The organism is Sapientia aquatica, from assembly GCF_004358105.1.
Taxonomy (GTDB): domain Bacteria; phylum Pseudomonadota; class Gammaproteobacteria; order Burkholderiales; family Burkholderiaceae_D; genus Solimicrobium; species Solimicrobium aquaticum.
Genome location: NZ_SMYL01000002.1, coordinates 822,222 through 839,783 on the forward strand (window position 1 = coordinate 822,222; position 17,562 = coordinate 839,783).

Annotated in this window: 13 protein-coding genes; 8 read left to right on the top strand and 5 right to left on the bottom strand. The window is 49.4% G+C overall.

Annotated features, from left to right (window positions below):
• Positions 1 to 33: 33 nt before the first annotated feature.
• The 7 genes from eno to nadC all read left to right on the top strand — a co-directional run bounded on the left by eno (position 34) and on the right by nadC (position 7,671).
• On the top strand, positions 34 to 1,317 hold the full coding sequence (gene eno / locus E2I14_RS07660) for a phosphopyruvate hydratase (RefSeq protein ID WP_133327034.1): 1,284 nt from the start codon (positions 34 to 36) through the stop codon (positions 1,315 to 1,317).
• A gap of 30 nt (positions 1,318 to 1,347) precedes the next feature.
• Positions 1,348 to 1,635 (top strand): cell division protein FtsB, encoded by a 288-nt coding sequence (gene ftsB, locus E2I14_RS07665; RefSeq protein ID WP_133327036.1) that lies wholly within the window; start codon positions 1,348 to 1,350, stop codon positions 1,633 to 1,635.
• A gap of 103 nt (positions 1,636 to 1,738) precedes the next feature.
• Positions 1,739 to 3,148: a tetratricopeptide repeat protein gene (locus tag E2I14_RS07670; protein WP_133327038.1), complete on the top strand. Its 1,410-nt coding sequence runs from the start codon at positions 1,739 to 1,741 to the stop codon at positions 3,146 to 3,148.
• Positions 3,149 to 3,340: 192 nt separating this feature from the next.
• On the top strand, positions 3,341 to 4,222 hold the full coding sequence (locus E2I14_RS07675) for a creatininase family protein (RefSeq protein ID WP_227544636.1): 882 nt from the start codon (positions 3,341 to 3,343) through the stop codon (positions 4,220 to 4,222).
• Between the two features lie 72 nt (positions 4,223 to 4,294).
• The gene (locus E2I14_RS07680; protein ID WP_206105593.1) at positions 4,295 to 5,551 is read left to right on the top strand and encodes a YVTN family beta-propeller repeat protein; all 1,257 of its coding nucleotides are present in this window, start codon (positions 4,295 to 4,297) and stop codon (positions 5,549 to 5,551) included.
• Between the two features lie 123 nt (positions 5,552 to 5,674).
• Positions 5,675 to 6,808 (top strand): quinolinate synthase NadA, encoded by a 1,134-nt coding sequence (gene nadA / locus E2I14_RS07685; RefSeq protein WP_133327042.1) that lies wholly within the window; start codon positions 5,675 to 5,677, stop codon positions 6,806 to 6,808.
• Positions 6,808 to 7,671 (top strand): carboxylating nicotinate-nucleotide diphosphorylase, encoded by an 864-nt coding sequence (nadC, locus tag E2I14_RS07690; protein ID WP_206105594.1) that lies wholly within the window; start codon positions 6,808 to 6,810, stop codon positions 7,669 to 7,671. Before nadA ends, nadC begins: the two co-directional genes overlap by 1 nt.
• 75 nt (positions 7,672 to 7,746) lie before the next feature.
• Here the strand turns inward: nadC and rarD are convergent, their stop codons facing one another.
• From rarD to E2I14_RS07705, 3 genes are all read right to left on the bottom strand, one after another.
• Complete coding sequence (rarD, locus tag E2I14_RS07695) at positions 7,747 to 8,640, bottom strand: EamA family transporter RarD (RefSeq protein ID WP_133327046.1); 894 nt, start codon at positions 8,638 to 8,640, stop codon at positions 7,747 to 7,749.
• A gap of 209 nt (positions 8,641 to 8,849) precedes the next feature.
• Positions 8,850 to 9,089 carry a hypothetical protein gene (locus E2I14_RS19635; RefSeq protein ID WP_133327048.1) on the bottom strand — a complete coding sequence of 80 codons (240 nt, stop codon included), beginning with the start codon at positions 9,087 to 9,089 and terminating at the stop codon, positions 8,850 to 8,852.
• A 345-nt stretch (positions 9,090 to 9,434) separates the two neighbouring features.
• Positions 9,435 to 10,565, bottom strand: a complete 1,131-nt coding sequence (locus E2I14_RS07705) for a ribosomal protein uL16 3-hydroxylase (RefSeq protein ID WP_133327051.1) — start codon at positions 10,563 to 10,565, stop codon at positions 9,435 to 9,437.
• An 87-nt stretch (positions 10,566 to 10,652) separates the two neighbouring features.
• Here E2I14_RS07705 and E2I14_RS07710 point away from each other — a divergent pair, with 87 nt between their 5' ends.
• Positions 10,653 to 11,195 (top strand): FKBP-type peptidyl-prolyl cis-trans isomerase, encoded by a 543-nt coding sequence (locus E2I14_RS07710; protein WP_133327053.1) that lies wholly within the window; start codon positions 10,653 to 10,655, stop codon positions 11,193 to 11,195.
• Positions 11,196 to 11,263: 68 nt separating this feature from the next.
• Here E2I14_RS07710 and mutS read toward each other — a convergent pair whose 3' ends face one another.
• A complete protein-coding gene (gene mutS, locus E2I14_RS07715; RefSeq protein WP_227544638.1) occupies positions 11,264 to 13,897 on the bottom strand; it encodes a DNA mismatch repair protein MutS in 2,634 nt (877 codons plus the stop codon).
• Positions 13,898 to 14,090: 193 nt separating this feature from the next.
• Positions 14,091 to 17,562: beta strand repeat-containing protein (locus tag E2I14_RS07720; protein WP_133327055.1), on the bottom strand; the 3,472-nt coding region annotated here is incomplete at its 5' end.

Sequence of the window (17,562 nt, forward strand, 5' to 3'; positions counted from 1 at the left end):
TACAATAAATTAATTCATTACTAGGAGCTATACATGAGTGCAATCGTTGACATCATCGGACGTGAAATTATGGATTCACGCGGCAACCCAACCGTCGAATGCGATGTGTTATTAGAGTCTGGCGTGATGGGCCGCGCCGCCGTTCCCTCTGGTGCATCCACTGGTTCGCGCGAAGCGATTGAATTGCGCGATGGCGACAAGGCGCGTTTCATGGGCAAGGGCGTCTTAAAAGCCTGCGAAAACATCAACACCGAAATCGCCGAAGCGATCATGGGTTTGGATGCCAACGAACAAGCATTTTTGGATCGCACCTTAATCGATCTAGACGGCACTGAAAACAAAGGTCGTTTGGGCGCGAACGCGATGTTGGCCGTGTCGATGGCAGTCGCTAAAGCAGCAGCCGAAGAAGCCGGTTTGCCGCTGTACCGTTATTTCGGTGGTTCAGGCGCGATGCAATTGCCAGTGCCTATGATGAACGTAATCAACGGCGGCGCGCATGCGGACAACAATTTGGATATTCAAGAATTTATGATTATCCCAGTTGGCGCTCCAAGCTTTAAAGAAGCGATTCGTTACGGCGCAGAAGTGTTCCACCACCTGAAAAAGATTTTGCACGACAAAGGTTTGACCACCGCAGTTGGTGACGAAGGCGGTTTCGCGCCATCCGTTGCAAATCACGAAGAAGCGATTAAATTGATTATCCAAGCGATTGAATCCGCTGGTTACACACCGGGCACGCAAATCGCCTTAGGTTTGGATTGCGCTGCGAGCGAGTTCTACAAAGACGGTAAATACCATTTGTCGGGCGAAGGCTTGGTGCTGTCCGCGGCTGATTTCACTAATTTGTTGGCAACTTGGTGCGATAAATACCCAATTATTTCGATCGAAGATGCGATGGCCGAAGGCGACTGGGACGGTTGGGCAACATTGACCAATGCATTGGGCAAAAAAGTGCAGTTGGTGGGTGATGATTTATTCGTGACCAATACCAAGATTCTGAAAGAAGGTATTCAAAAAAATATCGCTAACTCGATCTTGATCAAGATTAATCAAATTGGCACGTTGACGGAAACTTTTGCTGCGATTGAAATGGCCAAACGCGCTGGTTACACTGCGGTGATTTCGCATCGTTCTGGCGAAACCGAAGACAGCACCATCGCTGACATCGCGGTTGGTATGAATGCCTTGCAGATCAAAACTGGCTCCATGTCACGTTCTGACCGTATGGCAAAATACAACCAATTGTTGCGTATTGAAGAAGATTTGGGCGATATCGCTAGCTACCCTGGCCGTGATGCGTTTTATAATTTGAAGTAATTTTTCCACCTTAAGCCCGCAACCACATCTATGCGCTTTATCGCCATTGTTCTTGCCTCCTTGCTAGTACTCATCCAGTATCCACTCTGGCTGGGTAAAGGAGGTTGGTTGCGGGTTTGGGATATGCAGCGCCAAGTCGATGTGGCGCACGCTAAAGTCCAAGAACTCAAAGAGCGCAATACCAAATTGGCTTCAGAGGTAAATGACTTAAAAGAAGGTACCGACGCCGTTGAAGAACGCGCTCGCTTTGAACTTGGTATGCTCAAAAAGGGCGAAGTCTTTATCCAAGTGCTCGACCAGTCCAAAACAAAGCAATGAGTTGACCATAAAAAGTCGCTAAATCAGACGCTTTAATCTCAGTAGTTTCATCTTAAGATTGCAATTTATCGCCTTAGATTGCAACTTTGTTCTATTCCACTTCATGACTACGCTAGTCACAGCAGAGCAGCTTTTTTACGAGGGAAATCGTCTCAGGGAGGCTGGCGACTTTTCGGCGGCTGAACAGCACTTTCGTCAGGCCTTGGGGCTCAATCCGCGATTTGCTGAGGCTTGGGCTAATCTGGGCAATATTCAATCGATCCAGAACAAGTTTTCTGACGCGGAAGCAAGTCTGCGGCGCGCCATTGTGCTTCGAGCGAGCCTAGAGGAAGCGCCATTAATGCTGGGCGTGCTATTAATGAATCAAAAGCGTTTTGTCGAAGCGGAGCATGTTTATCGCGAATACTTACGGCTGGCCCCAAACTCTGCGCTAGCGTGGTCCAATTTGGGTGTTTTACTTGCCTGTCAAAAACGCGAAGCAGAAGCTGAGCAATGTTATCGCCATGCGCTTAGTTTGGATGCTAATTTCAAGAAAGCTAGTTTCAATTTAAGCTATATATTGCTGCGCCAAGAACGCTGGGAAGAGGGCTGGCGATGCTTGGAAGATCGCTGGCAATACGAGCAACTCGACAGCCATTTTGAATGCCCGCGCTGGAAGGGTGAATCGTTAAGCGGAAAATCATTGATGATCGCGTTTGAGGCAGGGCACGGCGACATGATTTTTTATGTGCGTTATGTGCCGCTGCTAAAACAGCTGGGCGCAAGGCGGATTTCCTTAATTTGCCACCCCGGCTTAACGCGGTTATTCAAAACGCTAGCTGGTGTCGATGAGTTGTTTTCGTTTAACGATGTGGTGCCGAAGTCGGCGTGGGATTACTGGTCGCCGCCCATGAGTTTGCCGTATTTTTGCCAAACCAGACCGGACACTATCCCTGCGCCGATTCCTTATTTGGCCGCTGAGCCTGCCAAGGTGGACTTTTGGCAGGCGCGCTTAACGCAGTTATCGCCCGAATTACCTGCTAATGGTTTAAAAGTCGGTATCGTCTGGCGCGGCAGTGCGTTGTTTGAAAATGATGCTGATCGCTCAATTGATTCGCTTGAGGTTTTGCGGCCACTAACCCAAGTACCAAATATCCAGTTGATTAGCCTGCAAAAAGGCGCAGGGGAGGGCGAAGCATCGCAACCGCCAGCCGGATTCGATCTGCTGGCCTTGGGCGGTGAATTACAGGATTTTTCAGATACCGCCGCACTGATTGCTTGTCTGGATTTGGTGATTAGCGTTGATACGGCAGTGGCACATTTGACTGGCGCCTTAGGCAAACCCTGTTGGGTATTATTGCCGGATTATCGGGCCGATTGGCGTTGGCATAGTGATCGCGCCGATTCGCCTTGGTATCCGCAGCGGATGCGTTTATATCGGCAATCAGCGGCTGGCAATTGGTCGGCGGTTCTCGATCAGGTTGCTAGCGATTTAAGCGAACTAACGCTTGATCCTATCCCGCCACTCCATTGAATCTTTCAATGTCTTTTTGGTGCTCTAACCGGTCAGCGATAGCAATTGTTAAATCATTTCAATGTCGCGCTGAGTTGAGCCCGAATTCTTTCAACAATTGATGTAAATCAGTGATTATTGATGTGTAAATTCCACCGCAATATTCCCTAAAAATTGCTGGGGTGAGATAATGGCGTTTTTGTAATTCGGCTAATGGAATCCATTTTGCGCTCTATGTTGAAATACCATTTAGTGAAATTGCCTAAATTGGGGCAAGCGTTGTTGGCTATATTAGCTTTTGCAGTGGCAGCTTCCACGTGGGCGGCGGATCTTAAGTCGGATGCTAGTTCAGTGCAGTTGGAGAATTTAACCAGCACTGAAGTGCGCGATCTAATCGCTTCCGGCACGACAACCATAATAATTCCGATTGGCGGAACAGAACAAACTGGCCCGTATGTCGCCTTGGGGAAGCACAATTTTCGCGCTCAAGTATTGTCCGAACAAATCGCGCAGCAATTAGGGAAAACCTTAGTTGCTCCCGTAATCGCCTACGTGCCCGAAGGCTCGATCAATCCACCGGTGGCGCACATGCGCTTTGCGGGAACAATTTCAATTCCAGACGCGGCATTCGAAGCACTATTAGAAGGCGCAGCGCGCAGCTTTAAGCAACATGGATTCACCAACATCGTGCTGCTGGGTGATCATGGTGGCTACAAAAAAAATCTGGAGCATGTCGCGCAAAAAATGAATCAGGAATGGACTAAAAATCCTGCAAACAATCCCCATGCCAAAGTGATCGCATTAGCCGATTACTACAAATTGAGCTCGGCGGGATTTGATGCAATTTTAAAAAAGCGCGGATTTAGCGATGCTGAAATCGGCACGCACGCTGGTTTGGCCGATACTGCGCTGACGCTGGCGATTGATAAGAATTTAGTACGCAGCGAGGCCATGGTAAAAAATCCTAAGCCCAGCGAGCGCGATGGGGTGTATGGCGACCCAAGAAAGGCCAATGCTGAGTTGGGGCAATTAGGTCGTCAGCTAATTGTTGATGGTTCCGTTGCTGCGATACGCGCTGCGATTGCCGCACCTTAATGTCATCGATCAACGTAGTAATTTTGTTTTAAACAAATACGCATGACCAATTTTATTTATAAAGAACTTCACATGAAAAAACTTTCCTTGTTTGGTGTTTCCCTGTTGGTGACTGCTGCTATTTTTGCGGCCCCACAAGCAAATTCACCGACCGCATCGAACACAGCGCCGAAAGCGATTGCAACTGTGCCGGGCATGCCAGCCGTGGTGAATTCTCTCAATCTCTACAGCGAAACTGGCGCGAACATGTTTAATCCGGTCGTTAAGGATGATTTGCAACGTGTGTATGTGCCCAACTTGCGCTCCAATAGTGTGACAGTCATTGATCCGGTAACCGCCAAAGTTATTGATAAATTTAAAGTGGGTTACTCCCCACAACATATCGTTCCTTCTTGGGATTTGCGTACCTTGTGGGTCGCGAATAACGCTGAACGCCGTAATGATGGCAGCTTAACGCCGATTGATCCACGCACTGGCAAACCGGGTAAAGCACTTCCAGTTGACGATCCATACAACTTGTATTTCTCGCCAGATGGCAAGTCCGCCATTGTGGTTGCCGAAGCGATGCATCGTTTAGATTTCCGTGATCCGCAAACCATGCAGATGCAATATTCAATCGATGTGCCGCAATGCGAAGGGATTAACCACGCTGATTTTTCCATCGATGGTAAGTTCGCAATCTTTACCTGCGAATTCGAAGGCAGCATCGCCAAAATCGACTTAGTTAATCGTAATGTAATTGGTTATTTAAAATTATCGATGCCGAGCACACGCTTTAAAGCTGTCCCGACTTCGACTGGGGCAGTCAATCCGGCCGACACTGAAATTTGCAGCTCCAAGAAAGGTATGCCGCAAGATATCCGCAGCTCGCCAGATGGCAAACGCTTTTATGTGGCTGATATGGAAGCCGATGGTGTGCATGTGATTGATGGCGATTCATTCACCAAGGTCGGATTCATTCCTACCGGTGTGGCTGCACACGGTATTTATCCAAGCCGCGACGGTAAGCAGTTCTATGTCGCCAATCGCGGTTCGCACAAAATTCATGGCGGACGACGCGGTAAAGGCAGCGTGACCGTCATCGATTTTGCGAGTGAAAAAATCGTTGCGCAGTGGCCTATTCCAGGCGGTGGTAGCCCCGACATGGGTAACGTCAGCGCTGACGGCAAGCAGCTATGGTTGTCTGGTCGCTTCGACGATGAAGTCTATAAAATTGATACCAGCAATGGCGCGGTCACCAAAATCGCTGTTGGCTTGGAGCCGCATGGATTGACAGTGTGGCCGCAACCGGGGCGTTATTCGTTGGGACATACTGGCAATCTGCGCTAATCGCCATTTCCTGATATCGTACGCAGCCGGTTACGACTGTTTGTAATGCTAATTCCCGCTTAGGCGGGAATTTCGCATTTTAGGTAACGAATAATTGTTTAATTTTTAAATGTAGAGAATGCTATGCAAGCCACCAAAGTCATTGAATTTGAACGTCCGCAAATGGACATCGGTTCAAGCTGCACCAGCCAAGCGTGGGCGCGTGTGCCCGATGCGCCTTCGCTGGACGAAAAAATCGCTCTCAAAGAAAAAATTCGCCGCTTGCTCAAAGAGCAGCAAGCCGTTTTGGTTGCACATTATTACGTCGATGCGGAGTTGCAAGAATTAGCCGAAGAAACCGGCGGTTGCGTTTCTGATTCACTCGAAATGGCGCGCTTTGGCCGCGATCATGGCGCGCAAACTTTAGTTGTCGCAGGCGTGAAATTTATGGGTGAAACCGCCAAAATTTTAAGCCCCGAAAAACGCATCTTAATGCCCGATTTAGAAGCAACTTGCTCGCTCGATTTAGGTTGTCCGGCTGACGAATTTGCAGCGTTTTGTGATCAACATCCTGATCGCACGGTGGTCGTGTATGCCAACACCAGCGCCGCGGTAAAAGCTCGTGCTGATTGGATGGTGACGTCCTCGATTGGTCTCGACATCGTGGCCCACTTGCATGCGCAAGGTAAAAAGATCCTCTGGGCACCAGATAAGCATTTAGGCTCGTATATCCAACAGCAAACCGGCGCCGATATGTTGTTGTGGCAGGGTTCCTGTTTGGTGCACGATGAATTTAAAGGCATTGAATTAGACTTGCTGCGCGCTGAACATCCTGATGCGAAAATTTTGGTGCACCCTGAATCTCCCGCAGCAGTCGTGGCGTTGGCAGACGTGGTCGGCTCCACTTCGCAATTAATCAACGCGGTGAAGACGCTGCCCGCAACCAAATTTATCGTCGCCACCGATAACGGTATTCTGTACAAAATGCAGCAAGCAGCACCAGAAAAAACCTTGATCGTTGCGCCAACCGCAGGCAACAGCGCGACCTGCAAGAGCTGCGCGCATTGCCCATGGATGGCGATGAACGGTTTGCGAAATTTAGCAGCAGTCTTAGAGACGGGCAGCAATGAAGTGCAAGTGGATGCCAATATCGGTGTGGCTGCCAAAACCTGTATTGATCGCATGTTGAAATTCGCTGCGGACAAAAAAGCCAATGTGCACCCAAGCAGCGATTTGGCGGCTGAGCAAAAGTTATTTCAAGGAATCGGACCTGCATAATGAAATTAGTTAATCACTACGCGCCATTTGATGCGGCGTTATTGTCGGCGTTTGAATTGTCTATTTACAGCGCCTTAGCCGAAGACGTGGGCGCCGGCGATTTGACGGGCTTATTGGTGCCAGAAGCCGAATGGGTAAAAGCACGGGTGATCGTGCGCGAGCAAGCGGTGTTGTGCGGCGCAAACTGGTTTGAAGAAGTCATGCTGCGCTGTGATTCGCTGATGGAAATCCATTGGCATTATGCAGAAGGCGATCTCATGCAAGCCGATAGTTTGGTGTGCGAAATCCACGGCCCTGCGCGAGCATTGCTTACTGCCGAGCGCAGCGCGTTGAATTTCCTGCAGTTGCTCTCCGGCGTTGCGACTAAAACGCGCCGCTACGTTGATCTAGTTAAAGGCTGCAAGGCCGCGATTTTGGACACGCGAAAAACAATCCCCGGTTTGCGCTTGGCGCAGAAATATGCGGTGCGTGTCGGTGGCGGACAGAATCAACGTTTGGCCTTGTACGACGGAATTCTAATTAAAGAAAATCACATCGCCGCTGCCGGTGGCATTACACCAGCCTTGCAAGCCGCAAGGGCACTCGAAGCGGGAGTTACTATTCAGATCGAAGTGGAAAGTATCGCTGAATTGCAAGAAGCGTTAGCTGCGGGAGCGGAATCAATTTTGTTAGATAACTTTGATTTGGACATGATGCGCGCTGCTGTACAACTCAGCGCAGGCAAGGCGGTGTTGGAAGCTTCTGGTGGAATTAACGACCGCACGGTTCGTGCCATTGCAGAAACAGGCGTTGATCGGATTTCGATAGGCAGCTTGACTAAGGATGTGGCGGCAATCGATTTTTCATTGCGAGTTGTTGACTAGTTTTCTCACGTATTTTGCAGCTCAAAAACCTAAGCGGCTGGTGCGCTTAGGTTTTTTTTGGGCTGCTTTTCTAACTTAAACAGCGGCAGCGCGTTGATGGTACATGCGCCATAGTCCTTCCGCTGAATACAAAATCAAGGCACTCCAAATAATAATGAAGCCGATCAAACGGGCTCCGTTAAACGATTCTTGGTACAACCAAACACCCAGCAGTAATTGAATGCTCGGCGCAATGTACTGCAACAGCCCCAAGGTTGACATGGGAATCACGCGCGCGCCAGCGGCAAACAGTAATAGCGGAATTGCCGTAATGGGACCTGCTGCCATTAATAACCAGGGAGTCGCCTCACCCGCGCCTAGGGTCGTGACAAAGGCATTTTGTCCGACGAAATAGAGGTAAATTACGTAGATAAAAACCAGCGGAAATAAGATCAAGGTTTCTAGCGTCAACCCTTCGAGCGCACCCAAGGATGCAGTTTTGCGCAGCAAACCATAAACCCCAAACGAAAAAGCTAACGCTAGACTAATCCAAGGCATGTGCCCACTTTGTAAGGCTAGCCAAGCTACGCCGACAGCGGCAATGGCAATGGCGATCCACTGCAGTGCTCGCAGGCGTTCTTTTAGCAGAATGAAGCCGAGCAGGACGTTGACGATGGGATTGATGAAATAACCAAGGCTAGCATCCACCACGCGGCCATTGTTGACTGCCCAAATATAGATGAACCAGTTGCACGATAACAGCAACGCGCTGGCGACAAAGCCTAGCAACACTTTCGGTTGTTTGATTACGTTCGGTAACCAATTCCACTGCGCGCGGAACGCCAAAATGATGAGCAAAAACGGGGTCGCCCAAAGGATGCGATTGGCGAGAATTTCCATCGGCATGACATTGGCGATAGATTTGAAGTAAAGCGGAAACAAGCCCCAAAGAAGATAGGAGCTGCCCGCCATGAGAATGCCTTTGCGCATGGATGTTTTAAATGAAAATAGTTAACAGGAAAAATGAGAGCGCGAGTGTATCGCAATCAGCCATTGTTTGCTGACGGGCGTTAAATCGTGAATGGGATGGTTACTTGTGGGGCAAAAGAGTGGAGCGAGGATCAAGCAAAGAACAATAAAACAATGAAGTGGGAATAAAAAAAGCCGACCCGAAGGTCGGCTTTTTTATAAGTAACGAATTACTTAGATGCAGCTGGAGCAGCAGCAGCTGGTGCAGAAGCAGCAGCGTCAGCAGCAGGAGCAGCAGCTGGTGCAGAAGCAGCAGCGTCAGCAGCAGGAGCAGCAGCTGGAGCTGATGCAGCAGCTGGAGCAGCTACTTCAGCAGCTGGTGCTGGTGCAGCAGGAGCAGCTTCTTCTTTTTTGCCGCATGCAGCTAAAGCGATTGCTAACAGGGAAACTAATAAAAGTGATTTTTTCATTTGTGAACTTTCAGTATATAAAGATCAATAAAAGGCAGATCGAAATTTGCGATGAATAATTACCGGTAATTATCGCTCAATAGGCTTTTTCGGTGATTTAACTTGTCGAGACAAGGCAAAACCATCGAAAGTTTCCTAGGCACATATTATAATGATTTTTTTATGAATGTGACAGGATTCTGTGTTGTTTTTCGCATATTTTGCATAAAAAATCCAAATTTTCGGTTCTAAATCGGCTGTTTAACAAATTTCCCGATAGAAATTGTTATAAATCTCAATTATTGAAAGTTAGCCAGTTTCGACTTTTTCCCAAAAACCATGTTTGGTTGTTCGCAAATAGAATAACTATATATTTTTTGATAAGTTAATCCAGCCATCTTCATACCAAAGACACAAGGTTTCTTGCATGTCGACGGATGCCTTGCCTAATTCAATTCCCGCCAATGCGCGGTGGTCAGCCAACTTGCTCAGCAATGCTTTGTCGGCGCCAGTAACGCCAAACGATTCGCCGTTGACAAAAATGTTGGAGCCGCGATAGAGCATGCGTGTTTTTAATGCTAATTCGATACCCTGTTTTTTAGCTGCCGCTAAAAACTTAATGGGAGTGAGCGGTTTTTTGGGTTGATCAAAAAACACGGAATGTTTTGGTGTCGATAAATATTCACCCATGAATACGGTGATGTCTTCTTGAGTGAAATCTACTTTGCGTAATTCCTGCGCCACTGTCTCGAGCATTTCTTTACTAAGTTCAGCAGGATGCTTGCTCGGTTTTAAGTCGGGATCGGCGTAACGCCCGGGCAGGTCGATCGAATCGGACATGAATTGCAAAAAGGCCTCGCCGAGTTCTTGAAAAGCTGGTGCGCGAAAGCCGATCGAATAGGTCATGCATTCGCCAACAGCCACGCCATCGTGGGCGTAATGCGGCGGAAGGTATAGCATATCGCCTGGCTCTAAAATGAATTCTTGCTCGGATTTGAATTTGCTCAAAATTTTGAGCGGCATGCCATCAATCAAATCAAGATTTTTTTGCGCGCTGATTTGCCAACGACGTCGTCCGTGCGCCTGCAATAAAAATACATCGTAAGAATCAAAATGCGGACCAACTCCGCCGCCATCGCTGGCTAGGCTAATCATTAAATCATCAAGTCGTGCGTCTGGCAAAAAGTTGAATTGACGCAGAATCGCATCGGCCGCGGGATGATGCAAATTGACGCCTTGTACGAGCAAGGTCCATTCTTTCTTTTTTAGGTCGGGTAATTCTTCAAACGGCCCATTTTTCAATTGCCATTGTTGTTTGAAGTGCGTCACTAAGCGCGATTCGACGTCTTCGGATGCTGCTAATTTTGCTAGCTCCGCTGCTTTGATGGGAGCATTAAATTGCGGGATTGCCTGACGAATTAGCAATGGTTTTTTATGCCAATATTCGTTGAGGAATTCGGTGGGCGTGATATCGCCGAGTAGGGTAAGTTTTTTCATGCCCGTATTATATGTTTGCGCCAAGCACTTGACTAGTTAGGTATAATCAGCGGCTATTATAAAAAGGTTAGCTTGAAAGGAAGCACTATGAAAATCGGCAAAAATACGGTGGTAACAGTCGAATACTCGCTCTCAGATGCGCAAGGCAATGTGATCGAGGAAGGCAATGAGCCGATGATTTATTTGCATGGTGGGTACGAAAATACCTTGCCAAAAATTGAAGAAGCGCTGGATGGTCAAGAGTTGGGTTATAAGACGGAAATCCAATTAGAGCCGGAAGACGCTTTCGGCGAATACGATGCCGAACTGGTGAAAGTCGAGCCGCGGAATCGTTTGCCTAGTCCGTTGGAAGTCGGAATGCAGTTTGAAGGCGTGCCTGATTCTGAAGACGAAAGCGAAGACGAATTAATCTTCACCGTGACCGATATCGCTGACGATAAAGTTGTGTTGGATGGTAATCATCCTTTGGCTGGTATCGCATTGCGTTTTAGTTTGCATGTGACCGAAGTGCGCGCTGCGACCGAAGATGAAATCAAGCATGAGCATGTGCATGACAGTTATGGTCATCACGAAGAGGACGACGATGATGATGGCATGGACGGCGAATACCGCACACACATCATCCATTAATTGCTGAGTGACATAATAAAAAAACCGCAAATATTTGCGGTTTTTTTTACGCCTGATTCAATTTCGGTTTAGGTACTTTGAGCCAGCTTTTTCAGCTTATACAGTGCATCCAACGCCTCGCGCGGACTCAGCGAGTCTGGGTCAATTTCATCTAATGCTGTATGCAAAGGATGTTCAGTCTCGTCGATAACTGCTTCGGTTCTTGCGCTGGCAAACAAATCGAATTGTGGCGTGCTTTGAATCGAATGTGCTTCGAGTTCGGCCAAATGTTTGCGTGCGGCGCGAATGACTTGGTTGGGAATGCCCGCCAATTGTGCGACTTGCAAGCCATAACTCTGCGAGGCCGGCCCATCTTGAACGGCGTGTAAAAACACGATGGTTTCTTGATGTTCAACCGCCGACAAATGCACGTTATGCGCGGTGGAATGTGTGTCGGGTAATTGGGTTAATTCAAAATAATGCGTAGCAAATAAGGTGAAGCTATTTGTTTGTGTGATCAGTTGCTTGGCAATGGCCCAGGCAAGCGCGAGTCCGTCAAAAGTCGACGTGCCGCGTCCGACTTCGTCCATTAAGACCAAAGATTTTTCAGTGGCCGCATTTAAAATTGCCGCCGATTCGGTCATCTCGACCATAAAGGTTGAGCGCCCGCCGGCCAAATCGTCAGCCGCGCCAATGCGGGTGAAAATTCTATCGATTGGGCCGATAGTTGCGGATGCCGCGGGCACGTAACTGCCAACATAGGCCAGCAACGTGATCAATGCCACTTGGCGCATATAGGTGGATTTACCGCCCATGTTCGGACCGGTGATTAAGAGTAATTTGCGCTCGGTGTTTAATTGACAATCGTTGGCGATAAATTTTTCAATTTGGTTTTCAACGACTGGATGGCGACCTTGTTCTATCGACAGAATCGGTTCTGCGACCAAGTGTGGCGCGCACCATTGGTGGCGTGTGGCGTGCTCCGTTAAGGCGACTAAACAATCTAGTTGCGCCAAGGCTTGGGCGATGGTTTGCAACACTTGAATGTGCGGCGTGAGCTGCTGTAGAACTTGTTCGTATAAATATTTTTCACGCACTAAGGCGCGTTCTTGCGCGGATAAAGCTTTGTCTTCGAAGGCTTTTAATTCTGGTGTGATGTAGCGCTCAGCGTTTTTTAAGGTTTGGCGACGGCGATAGCGTTCGGGGACTTTATCGGTTTGTCCGTTGGTGACTTCAATATAAAAACCGTGCACGCGGTTATATTCCACGCGCAAATTAGCGATGCCGGTTTCGGCTCGCTCGCGGGTTTCTAAGTCGATTAAGAATTGTCCGGCGTTTTCGGAGAGATTACGCAATTCATCGAGTTCGGCATCAAATCCGGCAGCAATCACGCCGCCGTCGCGAATCATGGTGGCTGGCTCTGCCATGATCGCGCTTTGTACCAATTCCAAGCAGTCGATCGGTGTCGCTAAAGCGTGATGCAATTGCGTCAGTAACGGCGTCGCAGGTTGGCATTGTTCCAGCACGGCGCGCACCGTTGGTAGCTGTTGCAAGCCGTCGCGCAACCCGGCCAAGTCGCGTGGTCTGGCGGACGCCAAGGCGATGCGGGTGGTAATGCGCTCGATGTCGGCAATATTGCCCAAGCTGCTTAATAACGCGGCGCAGGCATCGGATTGGCCCAAGCTATGAATGGCGTGGTGGCGCGATCTGGCTTGTTCTTGCGCCCGACTTGGGTGATGCAACCAATGGCGCAATAAGCGCGAGCCCATGCTGGTACGGCAATGATCGAGTAGCGAAAATAAGGTCGGTGATTCTTGCCCGCGTATGGTTTCGGTCAATTCCAGATTGCGCCGCGTGACGGCGTCCAATCCGATAAATTCATCGACTGTCTCGAGCGTTAAGCTATTAATGTGGCGAAGGTTTTTTCCTTGCGTGGCTTGGGTATAGCGCAGCAATGCACCAGCGGCGGTGATGGCGGTAGTAGCGTGTTCGGCGCCGAAGCCGCTTAAGCTGGCCACCCCGAGTTGTTCTTGCAATGATTTTTTAGCTTGCGCTAAATCGAAATGCCAAGCGGGCAGGGCAGTAATTTTGCTTGATAAGCTCGCTAATAGTGCGCTTACTTCGGGCTGGTTAATGTCTTCGGTGTAGAGAATCTCAGCGGCGGCGATGCGCTCGCATTCTTGCAATAATTGGTGGCTGAATTCTTTTTCAGTGCTGTCGATTTCTAGCAGTTTTAATGCGCCGCTGGAGAGCGATAACCACGCAAAACCGATCGAGTATTGCTTCTTGGTGGACGCTACAGAAATCGCTAATAAGGGGCGCTCCGATTTAGCTGGCAATAAGTCCGATTCGGTCAATGTGCCGGGTGTAATCACGCGCATTACTTTGCGCTCGACTGGGCCTTTGCTGGTTGCTGGATCGCCGATTTGTTCGCATATCGCGATCGATTCGCCGAGCTTGATTAATTTGGCTAAATAGCCATCGACTGAGTGGTACGGTACTCCGGCCATTTTGATGGCGTTGCCGCCGGACGAACCGCGTTGGGTCAAGGTGATGCCGATTAGTCGCGCTGCTTTTTCGGCGTCATCAAAAAATAATTCGTAGAAATCGCCCATGCGGTAAAACACCAGCGTGTCTGGGTAATCGGCTTTGATGCGCAGATACTGCTGCATCATGGGAGTGTGTTGGTTTTGTGCGGATTGTTTCTTGTCTTCAACAGCCATGATTGGTTCGATTTCGCATTTATTTTTAGTGGGTGTGATTTTATGGGAAATTGAAGGCGGCAGGGCTGACTTTTTCGTCGGAATAGTCAGTTAATTAAGTTTTGATGAGAAAAATGAAACGCCATCCAATTGAGGTTTAGTTCAATTGGATGGCGTCTCTGGTGCAACAAGCGCTTAGATTCGCTAGTAAAAATTAATGCACGATTAATTTATTGTTAGCGATCAACGTAGCGATGATTTGCGCGTCCGTTTGCAAGGCACCTGCACTGTGCAACAAATCGGTGTTAGTTAGGGCGATTTGCAAGGTGTCATTGCTGCTGGCATTGCCGCCGCCGTTGGTGTTGACATGCACGGTAGTGGTAATCACGCCAGAGCTGTTGGTGGTTTCGGTGAAATGCAAATAGTTGGTCAGATTGGCTGATGTCGCGTTGGCTGGCAAAATGTCGGCCAAATTCAATACGTCGCCGCCGTTACCAGCCGCATTGGCATTAAAGCCTGAAATCGTGTCAACATGCGCCGCGCCGGTGCTGCCATTGGCACCCAAATTAAAGACAAACGTGTCGCCGCCCACTAACTGCGTCAATGAATTGCTTGCGCCTGAATTGATTTCGGTTGTATTGCCCGTGTACGAAGTCACGCCGTGGCTGTCGGTGATAGTGGCCGATAACGTGACGACTGGAGTCGTTGTGCTATTGGCTAAGGTCAACGGCAATACACCTCCACTGTAGCTGTGAACTACGCCGCTGCTATCGACCATTTGACCACTGCTGTTTTCGTGCAAGACCAAGTTGGTGCCGTCGCTGCCGGTGACGGTGAGCGTGTTACTGGCCGATGCGGCCAGCAACGCTTGATTAGCCTGACTGAGCGTTATCGTGGCGTGCTGCGGATCGAGGATCGTCACTGTTGGCGTAGCGATCGTATCTTGGACGGCCGAGGCGACGTTGGATGTGGCAGTGGTATTGCCATAAGCATCGGTTGTGGTCGCACTGACAGAAATACTGTTGCCGTTACCCGGAGCCAATTCGTTGAGGGTGATGACACCGCCTTGGTAACTGTAGCTGTTGCCCGATCCATCAATCAACGCGCCTGAACTATTTAAATGCAAATTCAGCGTTTGCGATGTGCCTGCATCGAGCACATTAATGTGGGCATATCCGCCCGCAGTGAGGTTGGCTTGCTCGGTGGCGTTTAAGGTGATGCTGGCGCTAACCGTGCTGCTTCCGTTCAATTCAGCCGAACTAATGTAGCCGTCGTGATTGCTGTCGGTCGCGATTTGCACCACCGGTGCTGCTGGCGCTGCGGTAATGTTTTCTACGATTGTGGATGTCGACGTCGATGATACATGGCCATATTGATCGGTGAAGGTTGAACTGATTACCGCACTATTCGTATTACCCGGATTGGCGATGCTTAAGGTTACCGTGCCGTTGCTATAGGTTGCTCCTACGTTGGCTGTCGTTCCGGTAATTGCTCCGTTAGATGCCACTGTTAACGTCGTTGTGACGCCACCTTCTAATACGGAAATCGTTGCGCTTCCGCCAGCGCTGAGCAGCGTTGGGTTGAGTGCTACGGTGGTTGCAAAATGACCTGCCGTTGTCTCCGCCGCGACTTCTTGTGTGTTTAAGAAACCGTCGTGATTGGTGTCCCCAGTGATGGTGATAACTGGGCCGCTTGATGCAGTTGAGGACGAATAACCATAGGCATCAATGACGTTGGCGCTCACGGTGACATTGGCCCCGCTGCTGGTGCTGACTGGTAAATAAATTACGCCGTTGACGTAGGTATAGATTAAGCCGCTTGTATCAACCATTTGGCCGCTGCTGTTTTCGTGCAAGGTCAAGTTGGTGACGGTTCCGGTTGTGCCATTGGTGAGCGCAACGTGAACTGTGGCCGCGCTGTTGGATTGCAGCAGCGTTTGATCGGCAGCATCCAAGGTGATCGCGCCAGTGACTTGGCCAGGTTGATTGGCTGACAGAATCGCCAACGGCGTTGCCAACGTTGGGACGATGGTGCTATTGGCAGGGATGTTGGCCGTGTTAATGGTGGCGATATCCGCTTGGAACGAGGTCGCACCACCTTGATCCCAATAGACGATCTGGATAGTGTGCAAGTTACCGGCAGTTGCTGGCGCGGTAAAGTAGAAATAGTCCGCTTTACCGGCTTGGTTAGCGGGTACGGTTGACACTACCTTGCCGTCGATGAAAATCTGATAGCCATCGTCCGCGAAAATCTTCAACGCATATTGTTGGCCAGAGGACAGCGTCGGCAAGGAGATGATGCCTTGCATCGTAATAATCGCCTGACCAGCGTTCCCAAATGAAGTGTAGGCGGAGGTGGTTTGGAAATTGGTGGCGTAAGGACCAGAGTTGCCGCTAGTAATATCCAACCATTTAGCGAGATTGCCCAGCGTACCTAAATTGTTCGTAATAATTTCATTGCCAGTGGTAGGCGACGTGCTCGCGAACGTTCCAAAACCATAATTGATTTGGGTTGCGACAAAGCTTGCGCTAGGTACCACCGACGAAATGACCGTTGGGAACGTCGTTGTGGATGGCGGCGTGGTTCCTGAACTGGTGATTACTTTGCCTGTTTCAAGGTAAGAATCTACTTCGTTAAGCGCGGTGATGCCGCTTGGTGGTGTTTGAATAGCTGCCTGGTTCGTTGCGAAATAGCTGCTAGCCAAACCGTTGGCTAAAATCGTCGCTGTTGGCGCATCCGGCAGAGTAATTGTCTCGGTCGCAGTCGCCGTGCCAGCCTGAGAAACATGTCCAACCGCATCCGTTACCGTGGACGAAATCGACAATGAATTCCCCGATCCAGGCGCTGCTTCGGTCAATGTAATTACGCCACCAGAATAGCTGTAGTTGTTGCCCAGCGAATCAACTAATGAGCCATTCGATAAATGCAAATTGAGGTTTTGCTGAGTTCCCGCATCGTTGACGTTGATTTGCACACTGCCACCACCGATTAAGGTATTTTGTTGCGCGGAAGTTAAGGTGACTGTCGCTGAAACCGTTGTTGCCCCATGGAGGTAAGCATTGTTCAGCGCATAGTTGCCAGCGATGCTCACTGTTGGTGCTGGCGCGGTGGTAACTATTGGCGTGTATTCCGCTGCTGAAGCGCTCACTGTTGCTGACGTTAAGCCAGTCACATCACTTTCTGCCACCGAGACAGTAAGGCTGTTGCCATTGCCCGGTGCCGCTTCGGTTAAGGTAATCACGCCGCCTGAATAGGTGTACGAGTTGCCTGACGCATCGACCAAAGCGCCGGAAGAATTCAAATGCAGAACCAGATTTTGTGTAGCTCCTGCATCATTAACCGCAATTTGAACCGTACCGCCACTGATCAATGCCGCTTGTCCGGCAGAATCTAACGTGACCTGCGCGTTGACCGTTGCGCCGGTGGTTGAAGCGCTTAATTCACCATTGACCGCACCAACAATTGTGACCGTTGGTGCGGATGTGATTGGTGTGTATTCGGTTGCGGATGCGGTGCTGGTGGCTGATACCGCACCGGTGACATCGTGCTCAACTGCTGTGATGGTTAATGTTTGACCATTGCCCGGTAAAGCTTCGGACAGAGAAATAACGCCGGTGGCGCTGTTGTAAGTGTAGGTGTTGGTGCCATCGGTCAAATGACCTTGGGCATCCAATTTCAAGGTGACA

Coding starts and splice junctions, on each gene's coding strand:
- eno (WP_133327034.1), top strand. CDS start 34: ATGAGTGCAATCGTTGACATCATCGGACGTGAAATTATGGATTCACGC.
- ftsB (WP_133327036.1), top strand. CDS start 1,348: ATGCGCTTTATCGCCATTGTTCTTGCCTCCTTGCTAGTACTCATCCAG.
- E2I14_RS07670 (WP_133327038.1), top strand. CDS start 1,739: ATGACTACGCTAGTCACAGCAGAGCAGCTTTTTTACGAGGGAAATCGT.
- E2I14_RS07675 (WP_227544636.1), top strand. CDS start 3,341: ATGGAATCCATTTTGCGCTCTATGTTGAAATACCATTTAGTGAAATTG.
- E2I14_RS07680 (WP_206105593.1), top strand. CDS start 4,295: ATGAAAAAACTTTCCTTGTTTGGTGTTTCCCTGTTGGTGACTGCTGCT.
- nadA (WP_133327042.1), top strand. CDS start 5,675: ATGCAAGCCACCAAAGTCATTGAATTTGAACGTCCGCAAATGGACATC.
- nadC (WP_206105594.1), top strand. CDS start 6,808: ATGAAATTAGTTAATCACTACGCGCCATTTGATGCGGCGTTATTGTCG.
- rarD (WP_133327046.1), bottom strand. CDS start 8,640: ATGCGCAAAGGCATTCTCATGGCGGGCAGCTCCTATCTTCTTTGGGGC.
- E2I14_RS19635 (WP_133327048.1), bottom strand. CDS start 9,089: ATGAAAAAATCACTTTTATTAGTTTCCCTGTTAGCAATCGCTTTAGCT.
- E2I14_RS07705 (WP_133327051.1), bottom strand. CDS start 10,565: ATGAAAAAACTTACCCTACTCGGCGATATCACGCCCACCGAATTCCTC.
- E2I14_RS07710 (WP_133327053.1), top strand. CDS start 10,653: ATGAAAATCGGCAAAAATACGGTGGTAACAGTCGAATACTCGCTCTCA.
- mutS (WP_227544638.1), bottom strand. CDS start 13,897: ATGGCTGTTGAAGACAAGAAACAATCCGCACAAAACCAACACACTCCC.